Below are 18,675 nucleotides of genomic sequence, written 5' to 3'. Positions count from 1 at the left end.
GGCATCCGACGGCGCACCGCCACCGGAATGCCGCAGGTGTATACGGGATCGATTCGAGCTCGGATTAATTATCGGACATTAATTATCGGACATACGGAAACCGTTGCGCATGCCCATGCTCACGGTAAACAGCACCCCGTTGAGCAGAGCATCGGTTTCCTTCTTCAATTCTTCGGCGATTGCCTGATTCGCCGCTTCCAGAATGCCACGAACCTCGCCGTTTGCCGTGGAAGTGTCCGAGGCCCCGAGCCGAGCCACCTGTTCATCGGTGGCGGCAACGATTCTGTGACCCTGAGCACCCGTCTTCTGCCGGTAGCTTTCCACGGCGTTGGCGGTGCCCGCATAGGCGTGGTCGCACAATCCCGCGATGATGCGGTTGGCCCAGTAGAAATTCTCGGTGGTGACCCTCGCTCCGGTCGACTCGAGATATTCCGGAGTGCCATCCACATTCGAGAAGAACGGCACCAAGGTGTTGAAGGCATTGGAACCATAGGCTATCCACTGCAGCGAACGGCATGATTCGGGCTGGTCGGGGCGGATCTGCAGCACCGCGAGCTGGCTGTTGCGGTTGATGCCGATGGGGCGGAACATGCCCCGCGTGCGATCATCCCCCTGCGTGCCGTAAGGATCGTATACGGTGCCCTGATAGTGGGATGCGAGCAGGTATCGGATATCCTCGATGGTGATTTTGCGCTCGGGCTGACGTCCCCAGGGAATGTCGTCCGACATCGGCGTATGCACTGCATCCGGCCCGTCCCAGACCTCATCGTAGGGATTGAGATAGCGCTGCATGAACCATGCTCGAGGGGTGTTGTACACATGGTCGGAATCCGAATGCGATCCGAAGGCGTCTCGCGGATTGAACAGCGACTCATGCTCGACGGCCAGGTCGAGATGATTCGATTCGATGAATTCCCGCAAATCGTCCGAGCACAGATGCGACTCCTGCTCACCGAAGGCGTCTTCGATGTCGAATTCATCTATCCCCAACTGGTTCGGCATGGTCACATAGGCCTCATCGGGGACACGTTTGGCGATCCAATGATGACCTCCTACGGTCTCCAGCCACCAAATCTCATCGACATCGCTGAAGGCCACGCCATTCATCTCGTAGGTGCCGTAACGCTCAAGCAGAGCTCCGAGTCTGCGGACCCCGTCCTTCGCGGAATGAATGTAGGGCAGGACGAGGGTCACCATATCCTCCTCGCCGATGCCGCCGGGCACTTCGGCGTGATAGCCCTGCTCGCCTTGATGACCTACCGCAGGCGCATACTCCACCAGAGGGTCTGCACCCAGCACACGCTCGTTGCTGGTAATCGTTTCCGTGGCGCTCATAGCCACGTTCTCGGCGTTGACACCGGCCTCCGCCCATATCCCCTGCTTCTGCACGGCGTCGGGCATCGCGGTGTAGCGCATCGGCTGCTGGCCAGAGTACTCCTCGTCCAGATCGATGCTCAGGTGGCTGATGACACTCGTGTACTGCCGGGGCTGCTCGTCGGGATGCACCACCACGAAGCGTTTCGCGGTGAACTCCCCATCCGCGGAATCCTCGTTGCGGGCGATAATCGTGGACCCGTCATAGCTGACATTCTTGCCTACCAGAATTGTGGTGCAGGACATGCGTGTCTTCCTTTCGACAACGACTCACGCTTTCACTGCACACTCTAGTGCCGGGCTACGCCAAATGACGCCCCTCGCGAAGCCTTCAGGCTCTGCTGGGGAGGATCGCCGTCGCCGAATCCAGATAGGCGTGTGGTTCACGCATCCGGCCTTCGAGCTCGTTCAGCCAGAACCCTTCGTCCAGACCTTCGATGCTTTGCGAAGCCGCCCAAACGCGCAGAAGATAGCCATGAGGACGGTCCGGCGGCTGCGGCCCGTTGTATCGCATCGTCACTTCGGGATGGTCCTTGCCAACGAAGGGTGACGCCGCCGAGGTCCGTCCCTGGATCGCGCTCGGAGCAAGCCGCGGTTGCTGACGTGAGAAATCAGCGGGAATGCGCACTACGCCGTCCTCGAAAGCGATATCGGTCATGGACAGATTCGCCACCGACCAATGAATCCACTGGAATCCGCACACCGGAATCGAATCCGGATCGACCAGCTCCCAATGCAAGACACTGCAGGTGTTCGGAATCTCTGCAATCGTGAAAGGGAAGGAGACCACCGGCACACCGTCGATACGCCCCGATGCATCCGCATATTTGCCGTACTCGTCTGGTATCTGCGTGAAATCAGTGGAAATTCTCATATACCCAGTATGCCATTATCCAAATTGAAGATAACTGCACTAAAAGGACAGCTTTTATCAGCACACAGTGCGCATTTGCTGTCCTTTTAGTGCAGTTATCTCCGTGCGCGCGGTTTTCAGACCACCAAGCTGGCGAACAGGGCTTCAAACGCCAATTGAGGCGCCACATTCCCTGCCATGCGGCGGCGGGCGACGGCGATGTGCTCCAAGCGGTCAATCGCCTGGGATCGGCTCAGCCGCACCGAGAGTTCGGTAATCGCCGTACGGTTCTCCAGATTGATGATGCCGACGGCGTCCTCGGCATTGTTCTGCAATACACATACATCCCGATACACGCTGGCCACGGAATTCAACGCCCGATCAAGCACATCCCGCGAACGTCGGGTCACACGTCGTCTCACATCATCCTTTGCGCCAATCGCGTGATACGCCGACCTGAGGTTGGGCGGCATGCGGTCCTTCTCATCCAGACCGTTGATTCTTCTGAAAGAGCGCTGTTCCGCCTCGACCTGAGCCGCGATGTCCTCCTGCGCCTGCCCACGGGCATTCTCGATGAGCCCTTCGGCCAGCATGACCGCGTCCGACGTCCGAGACATGCCGAGCACGCCGACGACCAGAGAATCCCTGTCGGCCATCACTCGCTCGTTCGTGGCGTACAGACGGGCGATGCCGATGTGTCCTTCGGCCAAACGCGCGGCCCGCGCCGCAACGTGCCGGTCCGCATCCGTATGCTCCTTGAGAAAAGCCGTTACCGCGGCGGTGGTGGGTACGGCGAGGTTGACGATTCTGGTACGGGAACGGATGGTCGGCAGCACATCCTGCGGGCTTGGTGCGCACAGCAGCCAAATCGTGTGTTCCGCAGGCTCCTCGATTTCCTTGAGCAGCACGTTCGTGGTGCGCTCCATCATGCGGTCGACGTCCTCGATGATGATGATTCGCCAGGGAGCGGTGCTCGGCATCTGCTCGGAGGTGGCGATAAGGTCACGCACCTGGTCGATGCCGATGGTCACCTTATCCGTGGCCAGGATGGTGACATCGGGGTGCGTTCCGGAAAGAACCTGCCTGGTCACCTTGGTGGGCTCGTCATCAAGTCCATGGTCAGGACTGTCCATCGCCGCCGCAAAGGCCCGTGCGACGTTTGAGCGCCCCGATCCCGGAGGTCCGCAAATCAGCCAGGACTGTGCGAGGTCGTCGCGACGGGAGTGCTGCCCGCTTGGGTCCGCACTCGGCCCGGACAGCTGCGCGACCCTGGAAAGCATGTCCACGACGGGGCGCTGCCCGACGATGGCATCCCAGACACTCATCGGGAATCCTGTTCCGAGGACCCGGATATCCCGGATTCCGCCGTCAAGGCATCGAAATCACGCCGGATGCGCTGCCAGATGTCATCAGGTGACTGACTGGCGTCCAACACGACGAATCGTTCGGGCTCCGCCTCGGCAAGCTTCAGAAACTCGTCACGGGTACGGCGTTGGAAGTCATCGCCCTCCACTTCCAATCTGTCGAGCTGGTGACGAAGTCTGGCATGGGACAGCTCTGGGTCCATATCGAGCAGATAGGTTCGTCGAGGCATCAGACCGTGTGTCGCCCAGGTGCTCAGACCTCGAACGTCATCGACCGTAAGCTCGCGCCCGCCCGCCTGGTATGCCAGAGAGGAATCCACGTAGCGGTCGCTGACCACCAGTTGACCGCGTTGCAAGGCCGGTCGAATCACCTGGGAAACGTGTTGGGCGCGATCGGCGGCATAGAGCAGAGCCTCCGTCCTCGGGCCGAGGTCGTCACCCTCCTCCACGACGTCGGAGCCCCCCGTCACGGCGAATGACGGGAAGGCCGCGATGCCGTGCAACACGAGTTCACGGATGGCCAGTCCCACCGGAGTGCCGCCGGGTTCCCTGGTCACCAAAGGCTGCAGGCCCCGCTCAAGGGCATAGTTGTGCAAACGGTTGACCTGCGTGGTTTTCCCCACGCCGTCGACGCCTTCGAAGGAAATGAAGAGGCCTGTCATACACTCACTCCAGCTTGTCCGAAGATGCACCGGCAGCTGTGGCATCGGCTTTGGTCTTGCTTCTGCTCGTGCTTCGCGCCGTGGACTTCGACGCGGCCGAAGATGCCTTCGAGGACCTCGCCTTGGCTGCGGCGGATGTGCCTGTGGCCTTCTTCGTCTTCTTCGCGGCAGTACCGGCCTTTCCCGCCTTGCTGGTCTTTCCGGCACTCTTCGACTTGCTGCTCGCCGCCTTGGACGACGAACCTTTTCGCGCGCCTCGACCCTTGCGCTTCACCGGCCCGGCAGCCCTTTTCTCGGCCAGCAGACGGAAGGCTTCCGCAGGCTCGATGGATTCGGGGGAATACTGCTTGGGCAGGGTGCGATTGGTTTCTCCGTCGGTGATGTACGCGCCGTAGAAACCGTCCTTGATGGTGACGCTCTTGCCGTTCTCGGGATCCGCACCGAGCTCACGAAGCGGCGGTTTGGCGGCTCCTCTGGCTCTGCGTCCGTACTTCGGTTGGGCGAACAGCTCCTTGGCCTTGGTCATATCGACGGTGAATATCTCGTCTTCACTGGCAAGGGAACGGGTTTCGGTGCTGCCGTTTCCGGCGGTTTTGGTGAGATACGGGCCATATCGCCCGTTGTTCGCGGTGACCACGGCTTCCGTGGTGTTGCCGCTCTCGGCGTCCTGCTCCTCGATGCTGCCGACTGTGCGAGGAAGTTCCAGCAGTTTGAGCGCATCTTCGAGCGTCAAGGTCTCGGGGTCCATGGTTTTGAAAAGCGACGCCATCTTGGGCTTGTTGGCAACAGCCTTCTTAGAGCGTTTCCTGGGCTTGTCTTCCGCGGCTTCCTGCCCGGACGCCTTGCCGTCGTCATCCGGCTGGACCAGTGCGACATAAGGTCCGAATCGGCCTTTGCGTACCTCGACGGTACCACCGGTTTTCGGGTCCTTGCCCAGCTCTCGCGGGCCTCCCGCATTGCTGGCGATGAGTTCGTGCCCTGCGGCGACGGTCAGTTCGTCCGGCGCGATGGTCTCGGGTATCGAAGCTCTTTTCGGGTTTCCTTCGTCGTCGAGCTCGACGGTGTCTTCCAGATACGGGCCGTATCGCCCCACCCTGACCTGAAGGCCGTCACCGATCTCGATGGTGTTGATAGCCCTGGCGTCGATTTCACCGAGTTGTGCGACCTGCTGCTGCAGACCCTCATGCGCTTCGTCCGGACTATGCGCGGAAGATTCCCCTGCCCCGAAGTAGAAACGGGTCAGCCACTCCTGACCGCTTTCCTTGCCATGCGCGATCATATCCAGACCGTTCTCCATCTGGGCGGTGAACTGGTAATCCACATATTTCGGGAACTTGCTCTCGAGAAGCTTGATCACCGAGAAGGCCAGCCACGAAGGAATCAGCGCACGGCCGCGCTCATAGACGTATCCGCGGTCGATAATCGTAGAAATGATGCTCGCATAGGTCGAAGGTCGGCCGATTTCCCTGGCTTCCAAGGTCTTGACCAGGGTCGCTTCGGTATACCGTGCCGGGGGCTGGGTCTCGTGCCCATCCGCCTGCAGTTCGCTGGCATGCAGCACGTCGCCTTTGCCCATCACCGGCAGCGAGGCGTTGGCGTCATCGGCGGTCTTGCCGTCGCCGCCATCCTTCTTGCTTCCGCTCTGGACAGCGTGACGTCCCTCGCCCAGGGCCTTGAGGAATCCGGGGAATTCGATGACCGTACCGGATGCCTGGAACACGGCCACGCCTTGCTTGTCGCTTTCCGCCTCGATTTTGACGGTTGCGGTGGAGCCTGTGGCATCGGCCATCTGCGAGGCGAGGGTCCTGCGCCAGATCAGGGTGTACAGCTTGAGCTGGTCCGGCGGCAATCCCGCAAGCTCGTCGGGAGAGCGGAAGTGCGAACCCGCCGGGCGGATGCACTCATGGGCCTCCTGAGCACCGGCGGTTTTGGTGGTGTACTGCTTGGGTTTTTCGGAAAGGTAGTTCTTGCCGAAACGTTCCTGGACGCTTTCACGCGCTGCGGCGATGGCCTCCTGCGAGAGCGTGACCGAATCGGTTCGCATGTAGGTGATGTAGCCGTTCTCGTACAGGCCCTGCGCCGCACGCATGGTCGAACGCGAACTCATACCCAGCCTGTTTCCTGCGGTCTGCTGCAGTGTCGAGGTGGTGAACGGGGGCTGGGGGCGACGGCGGTAGGGCTTGGTGTCCATCCCCTGAACGGTGAAGTCCTTGCCCTTGAGCTCCTCCACCAGCGATTCGGCCTGTGCCTGCTCGAGACGCAGGGCGCCATCCTTCAACGCGGCTTTGGTGGCGTTGCCAGATTCGTCGAAGTCCTTGGAACCGGCCAGACGTTTGCCGTCGAGCTGCACCAGACGGGCGTCGAATCCCTGGCCTGCGCTATCCGGGCCGGCCCCGTCCTCAGTATTCAGCGTGGCCAGCACATCCCAATAGGATGTTCGCACGAAGGCCATGCGTTCGCGTTCGCGTTCCACGATGAGCCGTGTGGCCACCGACTGAACTCGTCCGGCACTGAGGCCCGGCCCCACCTTGCGCCACAGCACAGGTGAAAGCTCATACCCATACAGACGGTCCAGCACACGCCGCGTCTCCTGGGCATCGACCATATTGCCGTCCACGTCACGCGTCTGGTTGAGGGATGACCGTATGGCCTCGGGTGTGATTTCATGGAAGACCATGCGTCTTACGGGCACCTTGGGCTTCAGCGTCTGCACCAAGTGCCAGGCGATGGCCTCCCCTTCGCGATCCTCATCGGTTGCGAGGAAGAGTTCATCGGCGGATTTCAAGGCGCTTTTCAACTCGGCGACGGTTTTCTTCTTGTCGCCGTCGACGATGTAGTAGGGCGTGAACCCGTCCTCAACATCGACTCCGAACTTACCGAACTGAGCCTTTTTCGCAGCTGGTACCTGCGAAGGCTGGGCAAGATCGCGGATATGGCCGACGGATGCCATCACGGTATAGCCGTCGCCGAGGTATCCGCCTATTTTCTTCGCTTTCGTGGGGGATTCCACAATGACGAGCTTCGTGCCGGTTGCCATCGACATCTCCTTATCATCTGTCGTCTTATCGCAGGTAATCATACCCACGCGACGTGTAAGTCAGTACACGGCGGTGTTCCGAATTCCGGATCACCGACTTTGCGCCGCATTCTTCGGAGGCGCCGGTGGCGCACCGACGAGCCCTATCTTGCTCAAAGGCGCCGCGGTCAGATGTCTCAATGCCAGCAGGATACCGAATCCTAAAGCGCTCAGTCCGAGCTGCACGACCATGAAGGAGATATGCGCTCCCGACCGAGCCCATTGAGCACTGAACTGCAGGCCGGGCATAATCTGCCAGATGACGTACATTCCATAGACCAGAGCCACGGTACCAGCGGTAATCATAACGCTTGACACGATCTGCACGCTTGCGGAGGACGCCCTCGTTCCCGGCGCATCCATACCGGATCTGCTGGTGCATGCCAGCATAATGCACGCCAGCCCAACGGTGATGAGCAAGGCCATAACCGTATCGCTTGGTCTGTGCCATTGCCCGTCCACAACGGACAGCGCCATCATGAAGGACAAGGCCACCGCCACCACGGCGCAGACAGCACGCCATGCACGCGGAACCGCACACAACAGCATGGCTCCCGCCGCACAGGTGATCATCGTATGTCCGGAAGGCGCGGAATTGCTCTGGCTCGCCAAGGAATTGATGAGCTGCGGCCTTGGCAGAGAGGATTTCAATATCCCGGGGATGACCGCGCACAATGCGATCAGCACCACGAACTGCCCGATCATCCACCACCGTTTGCGCAGCACGATCAACACCAGCGAAATCACTGACAGCACACCCACCACCACGGGGGCAGCGAAGCTCGAGGTGAATACGCCCATAACCGGAGCCATCCATGAGGGGACTGCGTCGCGGAAATGAGTCCACACCAGATCGTCGTACTCCTGACCGCTTACGGTACGCACGCCAAGCCACCAGACGATCCCCGCCGCACAGAGGAACAGGACACCGATCACGATGCACAGAACCCTTGAGGACCTGCGTGGACGAATCGTCAACGGGTCGGCCTGGGCAAGCTGCAACGCGATATCCTCGACAGGCGTGTCCTCCTGGACACCGCCAAGCACGGAGCTATCTGTTTGTGAATTGTTGCTCATACCTATGACTGTAAGGCTCATGGTCACCATTTACGGCGGGGAGCGTCGAATCGAAGCACATCATTCACAGGAATCGGCCCGTCAGACAGGCATTCGGACAGGCATTCAGCAAACACTTGACGGCGGAGTCGACCTCGCCGTCGACCGGAAAAAGAAAACTCCTACGCACCCGTCAGAGGCCACTTACCCTTGCTGCATTCCTGCCCTGGGGGGATTGGGTGACATAACGCCACGTAGGAGCAACGACCATACTACCCGAATGCCTGACTATCGCAAACTGCGGCGAAAACCAGCGACGGCGCATCTGCCGCATCGCCGTGGATACGAGCTCATGGGTGAATGATGCGAATCCGGCTCAAGGTACTATGAAAATGATTCGAGCTGGTATCAATCTTTTCAGTGCAAGCAAAGGGTGCAGATGAACGCAGATCTAGTCATTGTGGGAGCGGGCCTTTATGGACTCACCATCGCCCAGCAGGCGGTGGAGCACACCGGAGCGACAGTCGAGCTGCTCGATATTCGCGACCATATCGGAGGAAACGCGTACAGCTACTTCGACGAGGAGACCGGGGCGGAAATTCACCGATACGGCGCTCATCTCTTTCACACCTCAAACCGGCGCGTATGGAACTATGTCAATCGATTCACCGATTTTACGAAGTATGTGCATCGGGTGTACGCAACTCATCAGGGTGAGGTCTTTCCCCTGCCAATCAACCTAGGCACGATTAATCAGTTCTTTCACGCGCATTACACCCCTGCGGAGGCTGAGACGCTGGTGGCGAAGCAGGCCGGCGAACTTGCCGGCACCGATCCCGAAAATCTCAACGACCAGGGTATCAGTCTGATCGGCCGGCCTCTGTATGAGGCCTTCATCAAGAATTACACCGCCAAACAGTGGCAGACCGACCCTGGCGAATTGCCGGCCTCGATTATCAAACGACTTCCGGTACGGTTCAACTACGACAATCGCTATTTCAAAGACACATGGGAGGGTCTGCCGACTGACGGCTATACCGCGTGGTTCGAGCGGATGATTGCCGACGAGCGCATCCACGTCCATCTCAACACCGATTTCTTCGACACTTCACAGCCTTGGAGCAAGAAGGCTCTGGTCGGCAAGGTCCCGGTTATCTATACGGGGCCGGTGGACCGGTATTTCGATTATTCCCTGGGCGAGCTGCAATGGCGGACCGTCGATTTCAAGGAACGTCGATATGATGAGGGCGATCATTTCGGCTGCCCGGTGATGAATTTTCCGGATGCCGATGTTCCCTTCACCAGGGCGATTGAGTTCAAGAACTTCAATCCGGAGCGCCGCGAACGGCAGAACGCCGAGAAGACCGTGGTCTGGGAAGAATACTCCCGCTTCGCCCAACGGGGAGACGAGCCTTACTATCCAATCAACACGGCGGAGGATCGCAAGCTGTACAACGCCTACAAAAAACTGGCCGAATCGGAACCGGAAGTCTTCTTCGGCGGCAGGCTCGGCACCTATGCCTACTACGACATGCATCAGGTCATCAACAGCGCCCTGACGAGTTTCGAGAAACGCATTTTGCCCATACTCCGAAAAAATCCCTACACAAACGACCTCGTCTGAGTGCCCCCTTTATCAGCTGAATTCTGACTTCCACGCAGGAGTAGGGCTCCAAGGAACCCTTTTGGAATCCTCGTGACACTAGGTCTCGGTTGTGTAGGGATCGAAAAGTAGAACGGCCCTTGACCCCACTCTTCTGCGGGGTCAAGGGCCGAATCCGATGCGGATTGCGCCTATGCGCGCCACACATCCTTGCCGGCTGCCTTTGCAGCTGCCACATCGGCATTGAGCTGTTCTTCGGTGGACTCCACGCGGCCTTCGATGAATTCCTCCACCAGGCGGCGTGCCTCGTTGTCTTCATGCTGAACCGCAGGGGACTTCATGAAGTAGGAGCTCGGTGCCAGAATCGGCCCCGCAAGGTGACGGTCGAGTGCGATCTTGGCGGCACGAACCGCATCGATGACGATGCCGGCAGAGTTGGGCGAATCCCAGACTTCGAGCTTGTATTCCAGATTCAGCGGGACATCACCGAATGTGGTGCCTTCCAGACGGACGAAGGCGAACTTGCGGTCGTCGAGCCATGCCACGTAATCGGAAGGTCCGATGTGCACGTTGCGTTCCTCCATGTCGTGAGGAACGACGGAGGTCACTGCACGGGTCTTCGAAATCTTCTTGGACTCAAGGCGCGAGCGCTGCAGCATGTTCATGAAGTCCATGTTGCCGCCGACGTTGAGCTGGTATGTACGGTCGAGGCGCACACCGCGATCCTCGAACAGACGGGCCATCACACGGTGGGTGATGGTGGCGCCGACCTGGGACTTGATGTCGTCGCCGACGATCGGCACGCCCGCATCGCGGAACTTCTGAGCCCACTCCGGATCGGAGGCGATGAACACGGGAAGGCAGTTGACGAATCCGCATCCGGCCTCCATGGCCGCGGTGGCGTAGGCCTTGTCCGCCTCTTCCGACCCGACGGGCAGGTAGCTGACGAGGATGTCCACTTTCTTGTCCTTCAGCTCCTGAACCACGTCGACCGGCTCGGCATCGGACTCGGTGATCATCTGGCGGTAGTACTCCCCCAGACCATCATTCGTCGGTCCACGAAGAACCTCAACGCCGAGATTCGGGACTTCTGCGAATTTGTAGGTATTGTTCTGAGATGCAGCGATGGCCTCACTCAGGTCCTTGCCGACCTTGAGCGCATCAACATCAAAGGCCGTGACGAATTCGATGTCACGAACCCGATATCCACCGAAGTTGGCGTGCATGATGCCCGGAATCTTCGTGCCGTCTTCGGCATCCTTGTAATATTCGACTCCCTGCACCAACGACGAGGCACAATTGCCTACGCCAGCAATAGCAACGCGGATACTCATAAAAAACTCCTCTTACCTGAAGATGTGGTACTTCAACCCTTAATCATACATATGTAATCCTGATAAAGGCAGTTCAGGAGGGTCACTCCCCGGCTTCCGCGCATTTTCCGCACCTCGGTCAACGGCATCCGCGTTCGCAGGGAACGAACAAAACGTACGGGAATCATGGATATTTCGGCACCCGTGCGCAGCTTCTCAAGTGCGCGGGTTAGCGTGGTGGGCATGTCATCTCAGACCCGAAGTGTCAGCTCGAAGTCAGGAAACACCGGCGCACATGGTGCGCAGGCGGGTGCCAAAGGCAAGGACTCAGGCTCTCGTCCCCAACGAGGCACGAAGTCTCCCCGAACGTCGCAGCCGCGCAGACCCTCGAAACACGGCAAGAACAAGAAACGCCACCGGATTCTCAAGTGGACCCTCGGCATCTTCGCCTTCCTTGCCGTTTCCGGTATCGCCGCTTTCGCATATCTGTACATCACCACGGACGTCCCCGAACCGGGCGCCATGGCACTGGCTCAGAAAACGACCGTATATTATGCCGACGGCACCACGCCCATCGGCTCCTATGCGGAGCAGAACCGCGAGATCATCGACTGCTCGACCCTTCCCAAATACGTGGGCAACGCCATCGTCGCCTCCGAGAACCGCAGCTTCTATCAGGACAACGGCCTGGATATCAAGGGCATCGGCCGAGCGTTGTTCAACAATGTGACCCAAGGAACCCGTCAGGGAGGCTCCACCATCACCCAGCAGTATGCGGAACGCTACTACCTGGGTGAAACCACCAGCTACACCGGCAAACTGCGGGAGGCGCTGCTCGCTCTGAAAATCACGCAGACACAGGACAAAGACACGATTCTGTGCAACTACATGAACACCATCTATCTCGGCCGCGGGGCCTACGGCATCCAGGCCGCCGCACAGAACTACTTCGGGAAGAGCGCCAAGGACCTCACTCTGCCCGAAGCCGCGATGCTGGCGGGAATCATTCCGGCACCGAGCACCTGGGACCCCGCCGTGAACCCCGATGAGGCGGAAATCCGTTTCAAACGCGTGCTGAACATCATGGAAGAGGATGAATACATCAGCGCCAAGGAGCATGCAGCGGCGACCATGCCCACCACCATTCAGTATGCCCAGGAGAACGTATACTCCGGCCCCAAGGGGTATCTGCTGAATATGGTGAAAAGCGAGCTGGTGGCGAACAAGGCCTTCACCGAGGAGGAACTGGAAACCGGCGGATACAAGATCGTCACGACCATCGACAAATCCAAGCAGGACCTCATGTACCAGGTGGCAAGCCCGACCGCCGGCGACAAGGCTCTTCCTGAAGGCGTCCAGGTGGGCGGAATCAGCGTGAATCCCAAGGACGGCTCAATCATCTCCCTCTATGCAGGAGACGACTATCTGAAGCACCAGCTCAACAATGTCTCCCAATCCACCTTCCAGGTCGGGTCCACCATGAAGGTCTTCACTCTGCTGGGCGCCATTCAGGATGACGTGAGTCTGAACACCACCTTCAACGGCAATTCTCCACGCACATTCTCCAGCGTCGGAAAATCGGTGGCGAACTCGGGGTACGTCAGCTATGGGACGGTCAATCTCTACTCGGCGGCCGCCCACTCGGTCAACACCGTGTTCATGGATCTCAACCAGCACGTCACGGCGAAGAAGACCGCCGAAATCGCCCATAGCGCGGGCATCACCGGAAAGATCGACGACACCACGACCTTCAACGCTCTCGGCGTGGACGCACTGAGCGCGCTGGACCTGACCAGGGGGTACGCCACCATCGCCAACGACGGCAACAAGCCCACGCTGCATATCGTCGGCACGGTGAACAGTTCCACCGGCAAAGAGCTCTACAAGGCGTCGACGAAAACAGAGCAGGTTTTCGACGCCAACGACGTCGCCCTGCTCCAAAAAGCGCTGACCGGCACCATTCGCTACGGCACAGGAAAGGCCGCGAATTCCATCAGCAACACGCTTGCCGGAAAATCAGGAACAGCCAACGACGACACCGCGGCCAGTTTTGTAGGTTTCACTCCTTCGGTGCTCACGACCTTCGGCATCTGGTATCCCGGGTCCGACGGCAGCGCGCAGAAAGTTCCCACCTTCAGCGGGTATCCCCACGGTTCGGGCTATCCCGCCCATTTGTTCGCCGAATACATGGGTCAGGCGCTTTCCGGCGTGGCTGATGAGAAATTCCCTACGGCGACTGATAACGGCAAGGTAGGAGGGCCAGACGGCACCTGGGGCTATGGCAGGGGCAGCTCCTCGTCCTCCACGGACGATTCGAAAAACAACCGTCAGGGTACCGGCACCAGTTCGCCCAGTGCCAGCAGTTCGTCATCCCCTTCGGCCTCGGCATCCAGCACGGAAACCGCGCCCGAAAGCCAGAGCCCGGCTCCGACCACGGATGCCAGCACAAGCACTTCGAGCACGGAGTCGCAGTCTCCGAACACGAACTCGAATTCCTCCGAGTAACGCGATGAGCCAGGCATGATGCCCGGCAGTGCGCGTCGCCCCATACGACCCGGTTGTTTCTCCGGTGCCGTATGGGGCGCTTGCATTGTCAGGTCATTCGTGGAACGCAGCACCATACGTTGCAGGGCGGATTCCCGACCCAGACAGCAAACTCTGCCGTGGTCTGAAATCCGCCCTGCAACGTATCGGAGACGGTTAGCGATTACCGTTCAAAACGGTTCACTGCGGAGATAATCGCCTTCAAGGTGCTGGTGATTACCGAGGAATCGATGCCGACTCCCCAGATCACACGCTCCTGCGCCGGTTCGCCAACCTTGCATTCCACATAGGATGCGGCGAGGGCATCGGAGCCCGCGGTCATGGCGTGCTCCACATAGTCCTCTACGGATATGGTCAGGTCAAGAGCGCTCAGGGCGTTCAGGAAGGCGGCCACAGGGCCGTTGCCGGTCCCCTCGATCTGTCGTTCCTCCGGAGCGTCATGCCCAGTCAGACCACGGTCGAGCACACGCGCCTTGAGCACGGTGTCCGAACCGTCTTCGCCGGAACTCACACTGACCTTGAGCAATTTGAGCCGACCCCATTGGCTGAGGCTTGAATCCGCCTTATCCGCCACGGCACCGGCCGCAGCGGTGCTGCCGCCCTCCTCGACAGGCAGGTACTCGTCCTTGAAGAGACGCCAGATATCCTCGTCACGCACCTCACGCTTCGTGTCATCCGCAAAATGCTGGACGATGCGGTCGAATTCGACCTGCAGACGCTTCGGGAGGTCGATATGGTGGTTGGTCTTGAGCAGATAGGCCATGCCGCCCTTGCCGGACTGGGAATTCACGCGGATGATGGCCTCGTAGCTGCCGCCGACATCCTTGGGGTCGATGGGCAGGTACGGGACCAGCCACAGGTAATTGTCGATATCGGCATTGTCGCGCAACGCCGCCTGCTGACGCGCTTCGAGACCCTTCTTGATGGCATCCTGATGCGAACCGGAGAACGCGGTGAACACGAAGCTGCCCACATAGGGATGACGCTCGGAAACCTTGATCTGATTGCAGTATTCGACGGTTCTGCGAATCTCGGGCATATCGGAGAAGTCAAGCTGAGGGTCCACGCCCTGCACCAGAAGATTCAAACCGACGGTGCACAGATCGACGTTGCCGGTCCGCTCGCCGTTGCCCAGCAGGCATCCTTCTACGCGGTCGGCACCGGCGAGCACACCGAGTTCGGTCGCCGCGACGGCCATGCCCTCATCATTGTGCGGGTGCAACGACAGCACCACTGCGTCACGCTCATTGAGATTGCGGGACATGAACTCGACCTGGTCGGCAAAGACGTTAGGCGTGGTCATCTCCACGGTATTGGGCAGGTTGATGATAATCGGACGCTCCGGAGTGGGTCTGATGACATCAATCACCGCATTGCAGACCTCCAGGGAATACTCCGGCTCGGCACCCGAGAACGACTCCGGCGAATACTCGTAGTAGAGCTCGGTACCTTTGGCATCGGCTTCCAGGGACTTGCACAGCTGCGCTGCATCGGTCGCGAGCTTCTTGATGGCTTCCTTGTCCTTGCGGAACACCACTTCGCGCTGGAGCACCGAAACGGAATTGTAGAAATGCACGACGGCGCGCTTGGCTCCGCGCAAGGCCTCGTATGTCTTGCGTATCAAATGCTCGCGTGCCTGGGTCAGCACCACGATGGTCACATCGTCAGGTATGAGCTCACGTTCGATGAGCAGGCGGATGAAGTCGTAATCCGTCGAGGACGCCGAGGGGAAGCCGACTTCCACTTCCTTGAAGCCCATGCTCATCAAGAGGTTCCAGAACCTCAGCTTGCGCTCGGGGTCCATCGGGTCGACCAATGCCTGGTTGCCATCGCGTAGGTCCACCGAACACCAGCGTGGAGCCCGTTTCAATACCTTTCCCGGCCAAGTGCGGTCGGGATAATCGAAGGGGACCTGCTTGCCGTATGCAAGATACTTGGTGTATGGCATGTTGCTCGGCCGTTGAGGTGCGCCCACGAATCGCGCTGGGGGCAGCAGTCGGTCATTATTCCCTCCGTTGGAGCCCGCCGCTTCGGCAGCTAAATCAAACACGGATGATTGATTCCGATCCATACTTCCTCCTTTGCTTTCTGAGATGAATTCACACCGCAAAAACGTGACACTCTGTCACGCCACAATTGACCATCCTACAATCTACGTCCGGTCAGCAGGCGCGGGCGACCATATTTCATTCCGGGTCTTCCTCTGTGATGACGGCAATGATATCTACCTCCGTGCGCCCGGCATGCGGAAGCACGGTCCTGCCGTCAAGCCGGCGCAGCAGCACAGGGACCTCGAATCAGTGGAACAGACTGATGCCTCGTCGGGCACGGCAGTACGCGTTGCCCAGCCAGGTATGCTTGGAATTCGGCCAGACCGACCCCAGCCTCGGGGCGTTCTGACTCATCCAGATGCTCGGCACGCGCCCATCGGCGCTTCGGGAACCGAGCAGATTGAAACCATTCTTCTCACGCAGCCATTCAGGGTGCTGCGTAGCTATGGCCAATCCTTCCTCAAGGGTCAGCGGCAGACGGTCATCTGAATCGATGAGCTTTCTGGCGACGTCAGGTTCCCTGTTGACGTATGCAGTCCCGGTATGCGGCTCGATAACCAGATAGAAGGGCCCTTCCGGCGGCTCGAAACCATCCTGAGGCAGGAAGCTGATGATATCTCGCGGCGGCATGGTGGTGAATCCGGCCATGCGGTTGATGCTGGTTCGTGAGATCAGAGATTCGGGAGAAACCAGTTCTCGTGTCGGGACGAGCAGAATCGACTCCCCGAGGTCATGCCGTTCCAGAGCCTGAATCAGGGGCTTGGCCAGGGCGCGGAAGGAGGCGGCGCTGATATCGGCCACATCCGGGTACCCCAAGGCCACGATTCGGTCCAACTGACGCTGCGCTTCCTGTGATGCCTTCGACATATTCCCAGTATCTCACCATCACCATCGTGGCTCTTCGCATGTTGACGTGTAAGGGGCCACCCAATACGATAACTGCACTAAAAGGACAGCTTTTCCAAGAAATTCCTACCACTTTGCTGTCCTTTTAGTGCAGTTATCTATCTCTGTCGGGTGCTCCGCATTCTTCGACAAGGGCCATACCGCGTTCCTAGGCCCGAAGCGGCTACCGAAGCACGCACATCACCTATCGGCAAAGTGTTTGCGCACCAGTACTTCGGCGATTTCGATGGCATTCAGGGCAGCGCCCTTGCGCAGATTGTCATTGGCCACGAAAAGGGCCAGCCCCTTGTTGTCCTCGACCGCCTGATCCTGACGGATGCGCCCGACGAAGCTGTCGTCCTTGCCCGCAGCCTGCAGAGGCGTCGGAATGTCGCTGAGTGCGACGCCGGGAGCCTGCCTCAGCAGTTCGCGCGCCTGATCCGGCGTGACCGCCTTGTCGAACTCGGCATTCAGACTCATGCCGTGCGCGGTGAACACTCCCACCCGCACGCAGGTGCAGGATGCGGCGAGATTGGGCAGGTGCAGTATCTTGCGGCTTTCGTTGCGTAGTTTCTGCTCTTCGTCGGTTTCCTCGCTGCCGTCATCGACAATTGACCCGATGAATGGCACGGCATCGAAGGCTATGGTCTTCACGACCTTGGTCGGTTCGGGGAACTCGATGGATGAGCCGTCGAAAACCAGCTTGTCCGCACCTTGGTCGAGAGCCGCCTGGGCCTCGTTCTTGAGCTGCAGTACTCCGGCGCGCCCTGCACCGGAAACCGCCTGATATGAAGACACGATAAGCCTCTTGAGACCGAAGGCATCCGCCAGCGGCTTCAGCACCGGCATGCATGCCATCGTCGTGCAGTTGGGGTTCGCGATAATTCTTCCCGGCACATCGTCAACATCCTCGGGATTGACCTCCGCCACCACCAGAGGTACATCGTCGTGCATGCGCCATTGCGATGAGTTGTCAACCACATAGGCGCCTTCCGCGGCGAAGCGCGGAGCCCACAGTTTCGAGGTGCCGCCACCTGCGGAGAATATCGCGATGTCGATATCGCGCAGATCCGCATGCTCGACATCCTCCACAGTGATGTCATGGCCTTCCCAACGCAGATTCTGCCCTGCCGAATGCGATGAGGCGATGAAACGCAGGTCCTTGACAGGAAAATCGCGCTCGGCCAGAATGCGGCGCATCACCATGCCGACCTGTCCGGTGGCTCCCAGAACCGCAACATTCACACCGTGATCATGTATTCTCGCCATATCAGCGTCCCGTCCCTCCATATACAACAGCTTCGATCTGTTCAGCATCCAGATTAAACGCGGTGTGAATCGCCCTCACCGCATCGTCCAGATCTTCCAAAGGCACCATCGCCGAGATGCGGATCTCCGAGGTGGAAATCATCAGCACATTGATGTTCTTCGCACTCAGAGCCTTGAAGAAGGTGGCCGTGATGCCCGAGTGGGTTTTCATGCCCACCCCCACCAGAGTCACCTTGCCCACATGGGTGTTCACCTCGACGCTGTCGTAGCCCAGCGGCTTCGCCTGAGATTCCATCAGCGTCTCCACCGCATCCGTCTGCGCCTGCGGCATGGTGAATGAGATGTCGGCCGTCCCCGTCGCGGCACCTGCCTGCACGATCATATCGATGTTGATGCCGCCTTCGGCGAGAATGGTGAACAACTGCGCGGCGACACCGGGGAGATCGGGGACGGCGCGCAAGGTGACCTGCGCTTCGCTGCTGTCGTGAGCCACACCTGAGATGACCGGCGACTCAGGCCCGTTGAGATCCGGGAACAGTTCGCCCATTGATTTGTTCTCATCGTTATTGTTCATGAATCCGCCTCATGTGTCTGATGTGTTGTTCTGTTCTGATCTTTGGCGCAG

The 18,675-nt window shown here is 59.3% G+C and carries 13 protein-coding genes and 1 other RNA gene; 2 read left to right on the top strand and 12 right to left on the bottom strand.

The genetic code is table 11. The annotated features are described in order from the left end of the window. Positions 1-78: 78 nt before the first annotated feature. The 7 genes from DB51_RS01750 to ffs form a co-directional block, all read right to left on the bottom strand. On the bottom strand, positions 79-1,620 hold the full coding sequence (locus tag DB51_RS01750; protein ID WP_034250823.1) for a C69 family dipeptidase: 1,542 nt from the start codon (positions 1,618-1,620) through the stop codon (positions 79-81). 85 nt (positions 1,621-1,705) lie between these two features. Beyond that, on the bottom strand, positions 1,706-2,248 hold the full coding sequence (locus DB51_RS01745; protein WP_034250822.1) for a YbhB/YbcL family Raf kinase inhibitor-like protein: 543 nt from the start codon (positions 2,246-2,248) through the stop codon (positions 1,706-1,708). Positions 2,249-2,364: 116 nt separating this feature from the next. Then, positions 2,365-3,552 (bottom strand): DNA polymerase III subunit delta', encoded by a 1,188-nt coding sequence (locus DB51_RS01740; RefSeq protein ID WP_034250821.1) that lies wholly within the window; start codon positions 3,550-3,552, stop codon positions 2,365-2,367. Then, complete coding sequence (gene tmk / locus DB51_RS01735; protein WP_034250820.1) at positions 3,549-4,253, bottom strand: dTMP kinase; 705 nt, start codon at positions 4,251-4,253, stop codon at positions 3,549-3,551. Before tmk ends, DB51_RS01740 begins: the two co-directional genes overlap by 4 nt. Positions 4,254-4,257: 4 nt before the next feature. After that, the gene (gene topA, locus DB51_RS01730) at positions 4,258-7,290 is read right to left on the bottom strand and encodes a type I DNA topoisomerase (RefSeq protein WP_084674510.1); all 3,033 of its coding nucleotides are present in this window, start codon (positions 7,288-7,290) and stop codon (positions 4,258-4,260) included. A 90-nt stretch (positions 7,291-7,380) separates the two neighbouring features. Next, on the bottom strand, positions 7,381-8,406 hold the full coding sequence (locus tag DB51_RS01725; protein ID WP_162174599.1) for a phosphatase PAP2 family protein: 1,026 nt from the start codon (positions 8,404-8,406) through the stop codon (positions 7,381-7,383). A gap of 152 nt (positions 8,407-8,558) precedes the next feature. Further along, positions 8,559-8,649: signal recognition particle sRNA small type (gene ffs, locus DB51_RS09950), an RNA gene on the bottom strand. 175 nt (positions 8,650-8,824) lie between these two features. Between ffs and glf the strand changes: the two genes are divergently transcribed. Then, positions 8,825-10,009, top strand: coding sequence for a UDP-galactopyranose mutase (glf, locus tag DB51_RS01720; protein WP_034250819.1), 1,185 nt, complete (start codon positions 8,825-8,827; stop codon positions 10,007-10,009). Between the two features lie 170 nt (positions 10,010-10,179). Here glf and DB51_RS01715 read toward each other — a convergent pair whose 3' ends face one another. Then, complete coding sequence (locus tag DB51_RS01715; RefSeq protein ID WP_034250818.1) at positions 10,180-11,322, bottom strand: inositol-3-phosphate synthase; 1,143 nt, start codon at positions 11,320-11,322, stop codon at positions 10,180-10,182. Positions 11,323-11,544: 222 nt separating this feature from the next. Between DB51_RS01715 and DB51_RS01710 the strand changes: the two genes are divergently transcribed. Further along, positions 11,545-13,806, top strand: coding sequence for a transglycosylase domain-containing protein (locus tag DB51_RS01710; protein WP_034251249.1), 2,262 nt, complete (start codon positions 11,545-11,547; stop codon positions 13,804-13,806). A 202-nt stretch (positions 13,807-14,008) separates the two neighbouring features. On the opposite strand, the gene leuA is transcribed toward DB51_RS01710, so the two are convergent. The 4 genes from leuA to DB51_RS01690 all read right to left on the bottom strand — a co-directional run bounded on the left by leuA (position 14,009) and on the right by DB51_RS01690 (position 18,624). Then, complete coding sequence (leuA, locus tag DB51_RS01705; protein WP_034250817.1) at positions 14,009-15,916, bottom strand: 2-isopropylmalate synthase; 1,908 nt, start codon at positions 15,914-15,916, stop codon at positions 14,009-14,011. A 226-nt stretch (positions 15,917-16,142) separates the two neighbouring features. Then, entirely contained in the window at positions 16,143-16,763 is a 621-nt protein-coding gene (locus tag DB51_RS01700; RefSeq protein ID WP_034250816.1) for a DUF5701 family protein, read from the bottom strand. A gap of 219 nt (positions 16,764-16,982) precedes the next feature. Continuing rightward, complete coding sequence (locus tag DB51_RS01695) at positions 16,983-18,050, bottom strand: aspartate-semialdehyde dehydrogenase (protein WP_034250815.1); 1,068 nt, start codon at positions 18,048-18,050, stop codon at positions 16,983-16,985. A 1-nt stretch (position 18,051) separates the two neighbouring features. Then, positions 18,052-18,624 (bottom strand): ACT domain-containing protein, encoded by a 573-nt coding sequence (locus tag DB51_RS01690; RefSeq protein WP_034250814.1) that lies wholly within the window; start codon positions 18,622-18,624, stop codon positions 18,052-18,054. Positions 18,625-18,675 lie beyond the last annotated feature (51 nt).

It is taken from the genome of Bifidobacterium crudilactis, assembly GCF_000738005.1.
In the GTDB taxonomy this organism is placed as follows: Bacteria; Actinomycetota; Actinomycetes; order Actinomycetales; family Bifidobacteriaceae; genus Bombiscardovia; species Bombiscardovia crudilactis.
Note: the sequence above shows the minus strand (reverse complement) of the source record. Positions and strands in the feature narration are given on the sequence as shown.

Coding starts and splice junctions, on each gene's coding strand:
- DB51_RS01750 (WP_034250823.1), bottom strand. CDS start 1,620: ATGTCCTGCACCACAATTCTGGTAGGCAAGAATGTCAGCTATGACGGG.
- DB51_RS01745 (WP_034250822.1), bottom strand. CDS start 2,248: ATGAGAATTTCCACTGATTTCACGCAGATACCAGACGAGTACGGCAAA.
- DB51_RS01740 (WP_034250821.1), bottom strand. CDS start 3,552: ATGAGTGTCTGGGATGCCATCGTCGGGCAGCGCCCCGTCGTGGACATG.
- tmk (WP_034250820.1), bottom strand. CDS start 4,253: ATGACAGGCCTCTTCATTTCCTTCGAAGGCGTCGACGGCGTGGGGAAA.
- topA (WP_084674510.1), bottom strand. CDS start 7,290: ATGGCAACCGGCACGAAGCTCGTCATTGTGGAATCCCCCACGAAAGCG.
- DB51_RS01725 (WP_162174599.1), bottom strand. CDS start 8,406: ATGAGCAACAATTCACAAACAGATAGCTCCGTGCTTGGCGGTGTCCAG.
- glf (WP_034250819.1), top strand. CDS start 8,825: ATGAACGCAGATCTAGTCATTGTGGGAGCGGGCCTTTATGGACTCACC.
- DB51_RS01715 (WP_034250818.1), bottom strand. CDS start 11,322: ATGAGTATCCGCGTTGCTATTGCTGGCGTAGGCAATTGTGCCTCGTCG.
- DB51_RS01710 (WP_034251249.1), top strand. CDS start 11,545: ATGTCATCTCAGACCCGAAGTGTCAGCTCGAAGTCAGGAAACACCGGC.
- leuA (WP_034250817.1), bottom strand. CDS start 15,916: ATGGATCGGAATCAATCATCCGTGTTTGATTTAGCTGCCGAAGCGGCG.
- DB51_RS01700 (WP_034250816.1), bottom strand. CDS start 16,763: ATGTCGAAGGCATCACAGGAAGCGCAGCGTCAGTTGGACCGAATCGTG.
- DB51_RS01695 (WP_034250815.1), bottom strand. CDS start 18,050: ATGGCGAGAATACATGATCACGGTGTGAATGTTGCGGTTCTGGGAGCC.
- DB51_RS01690 (WP_034250814.1), bottom strand. CDS start 18,624: ATGAACAATAACGATGAGAACAAATCAATGGGCGAACTGTTCCCGGAT.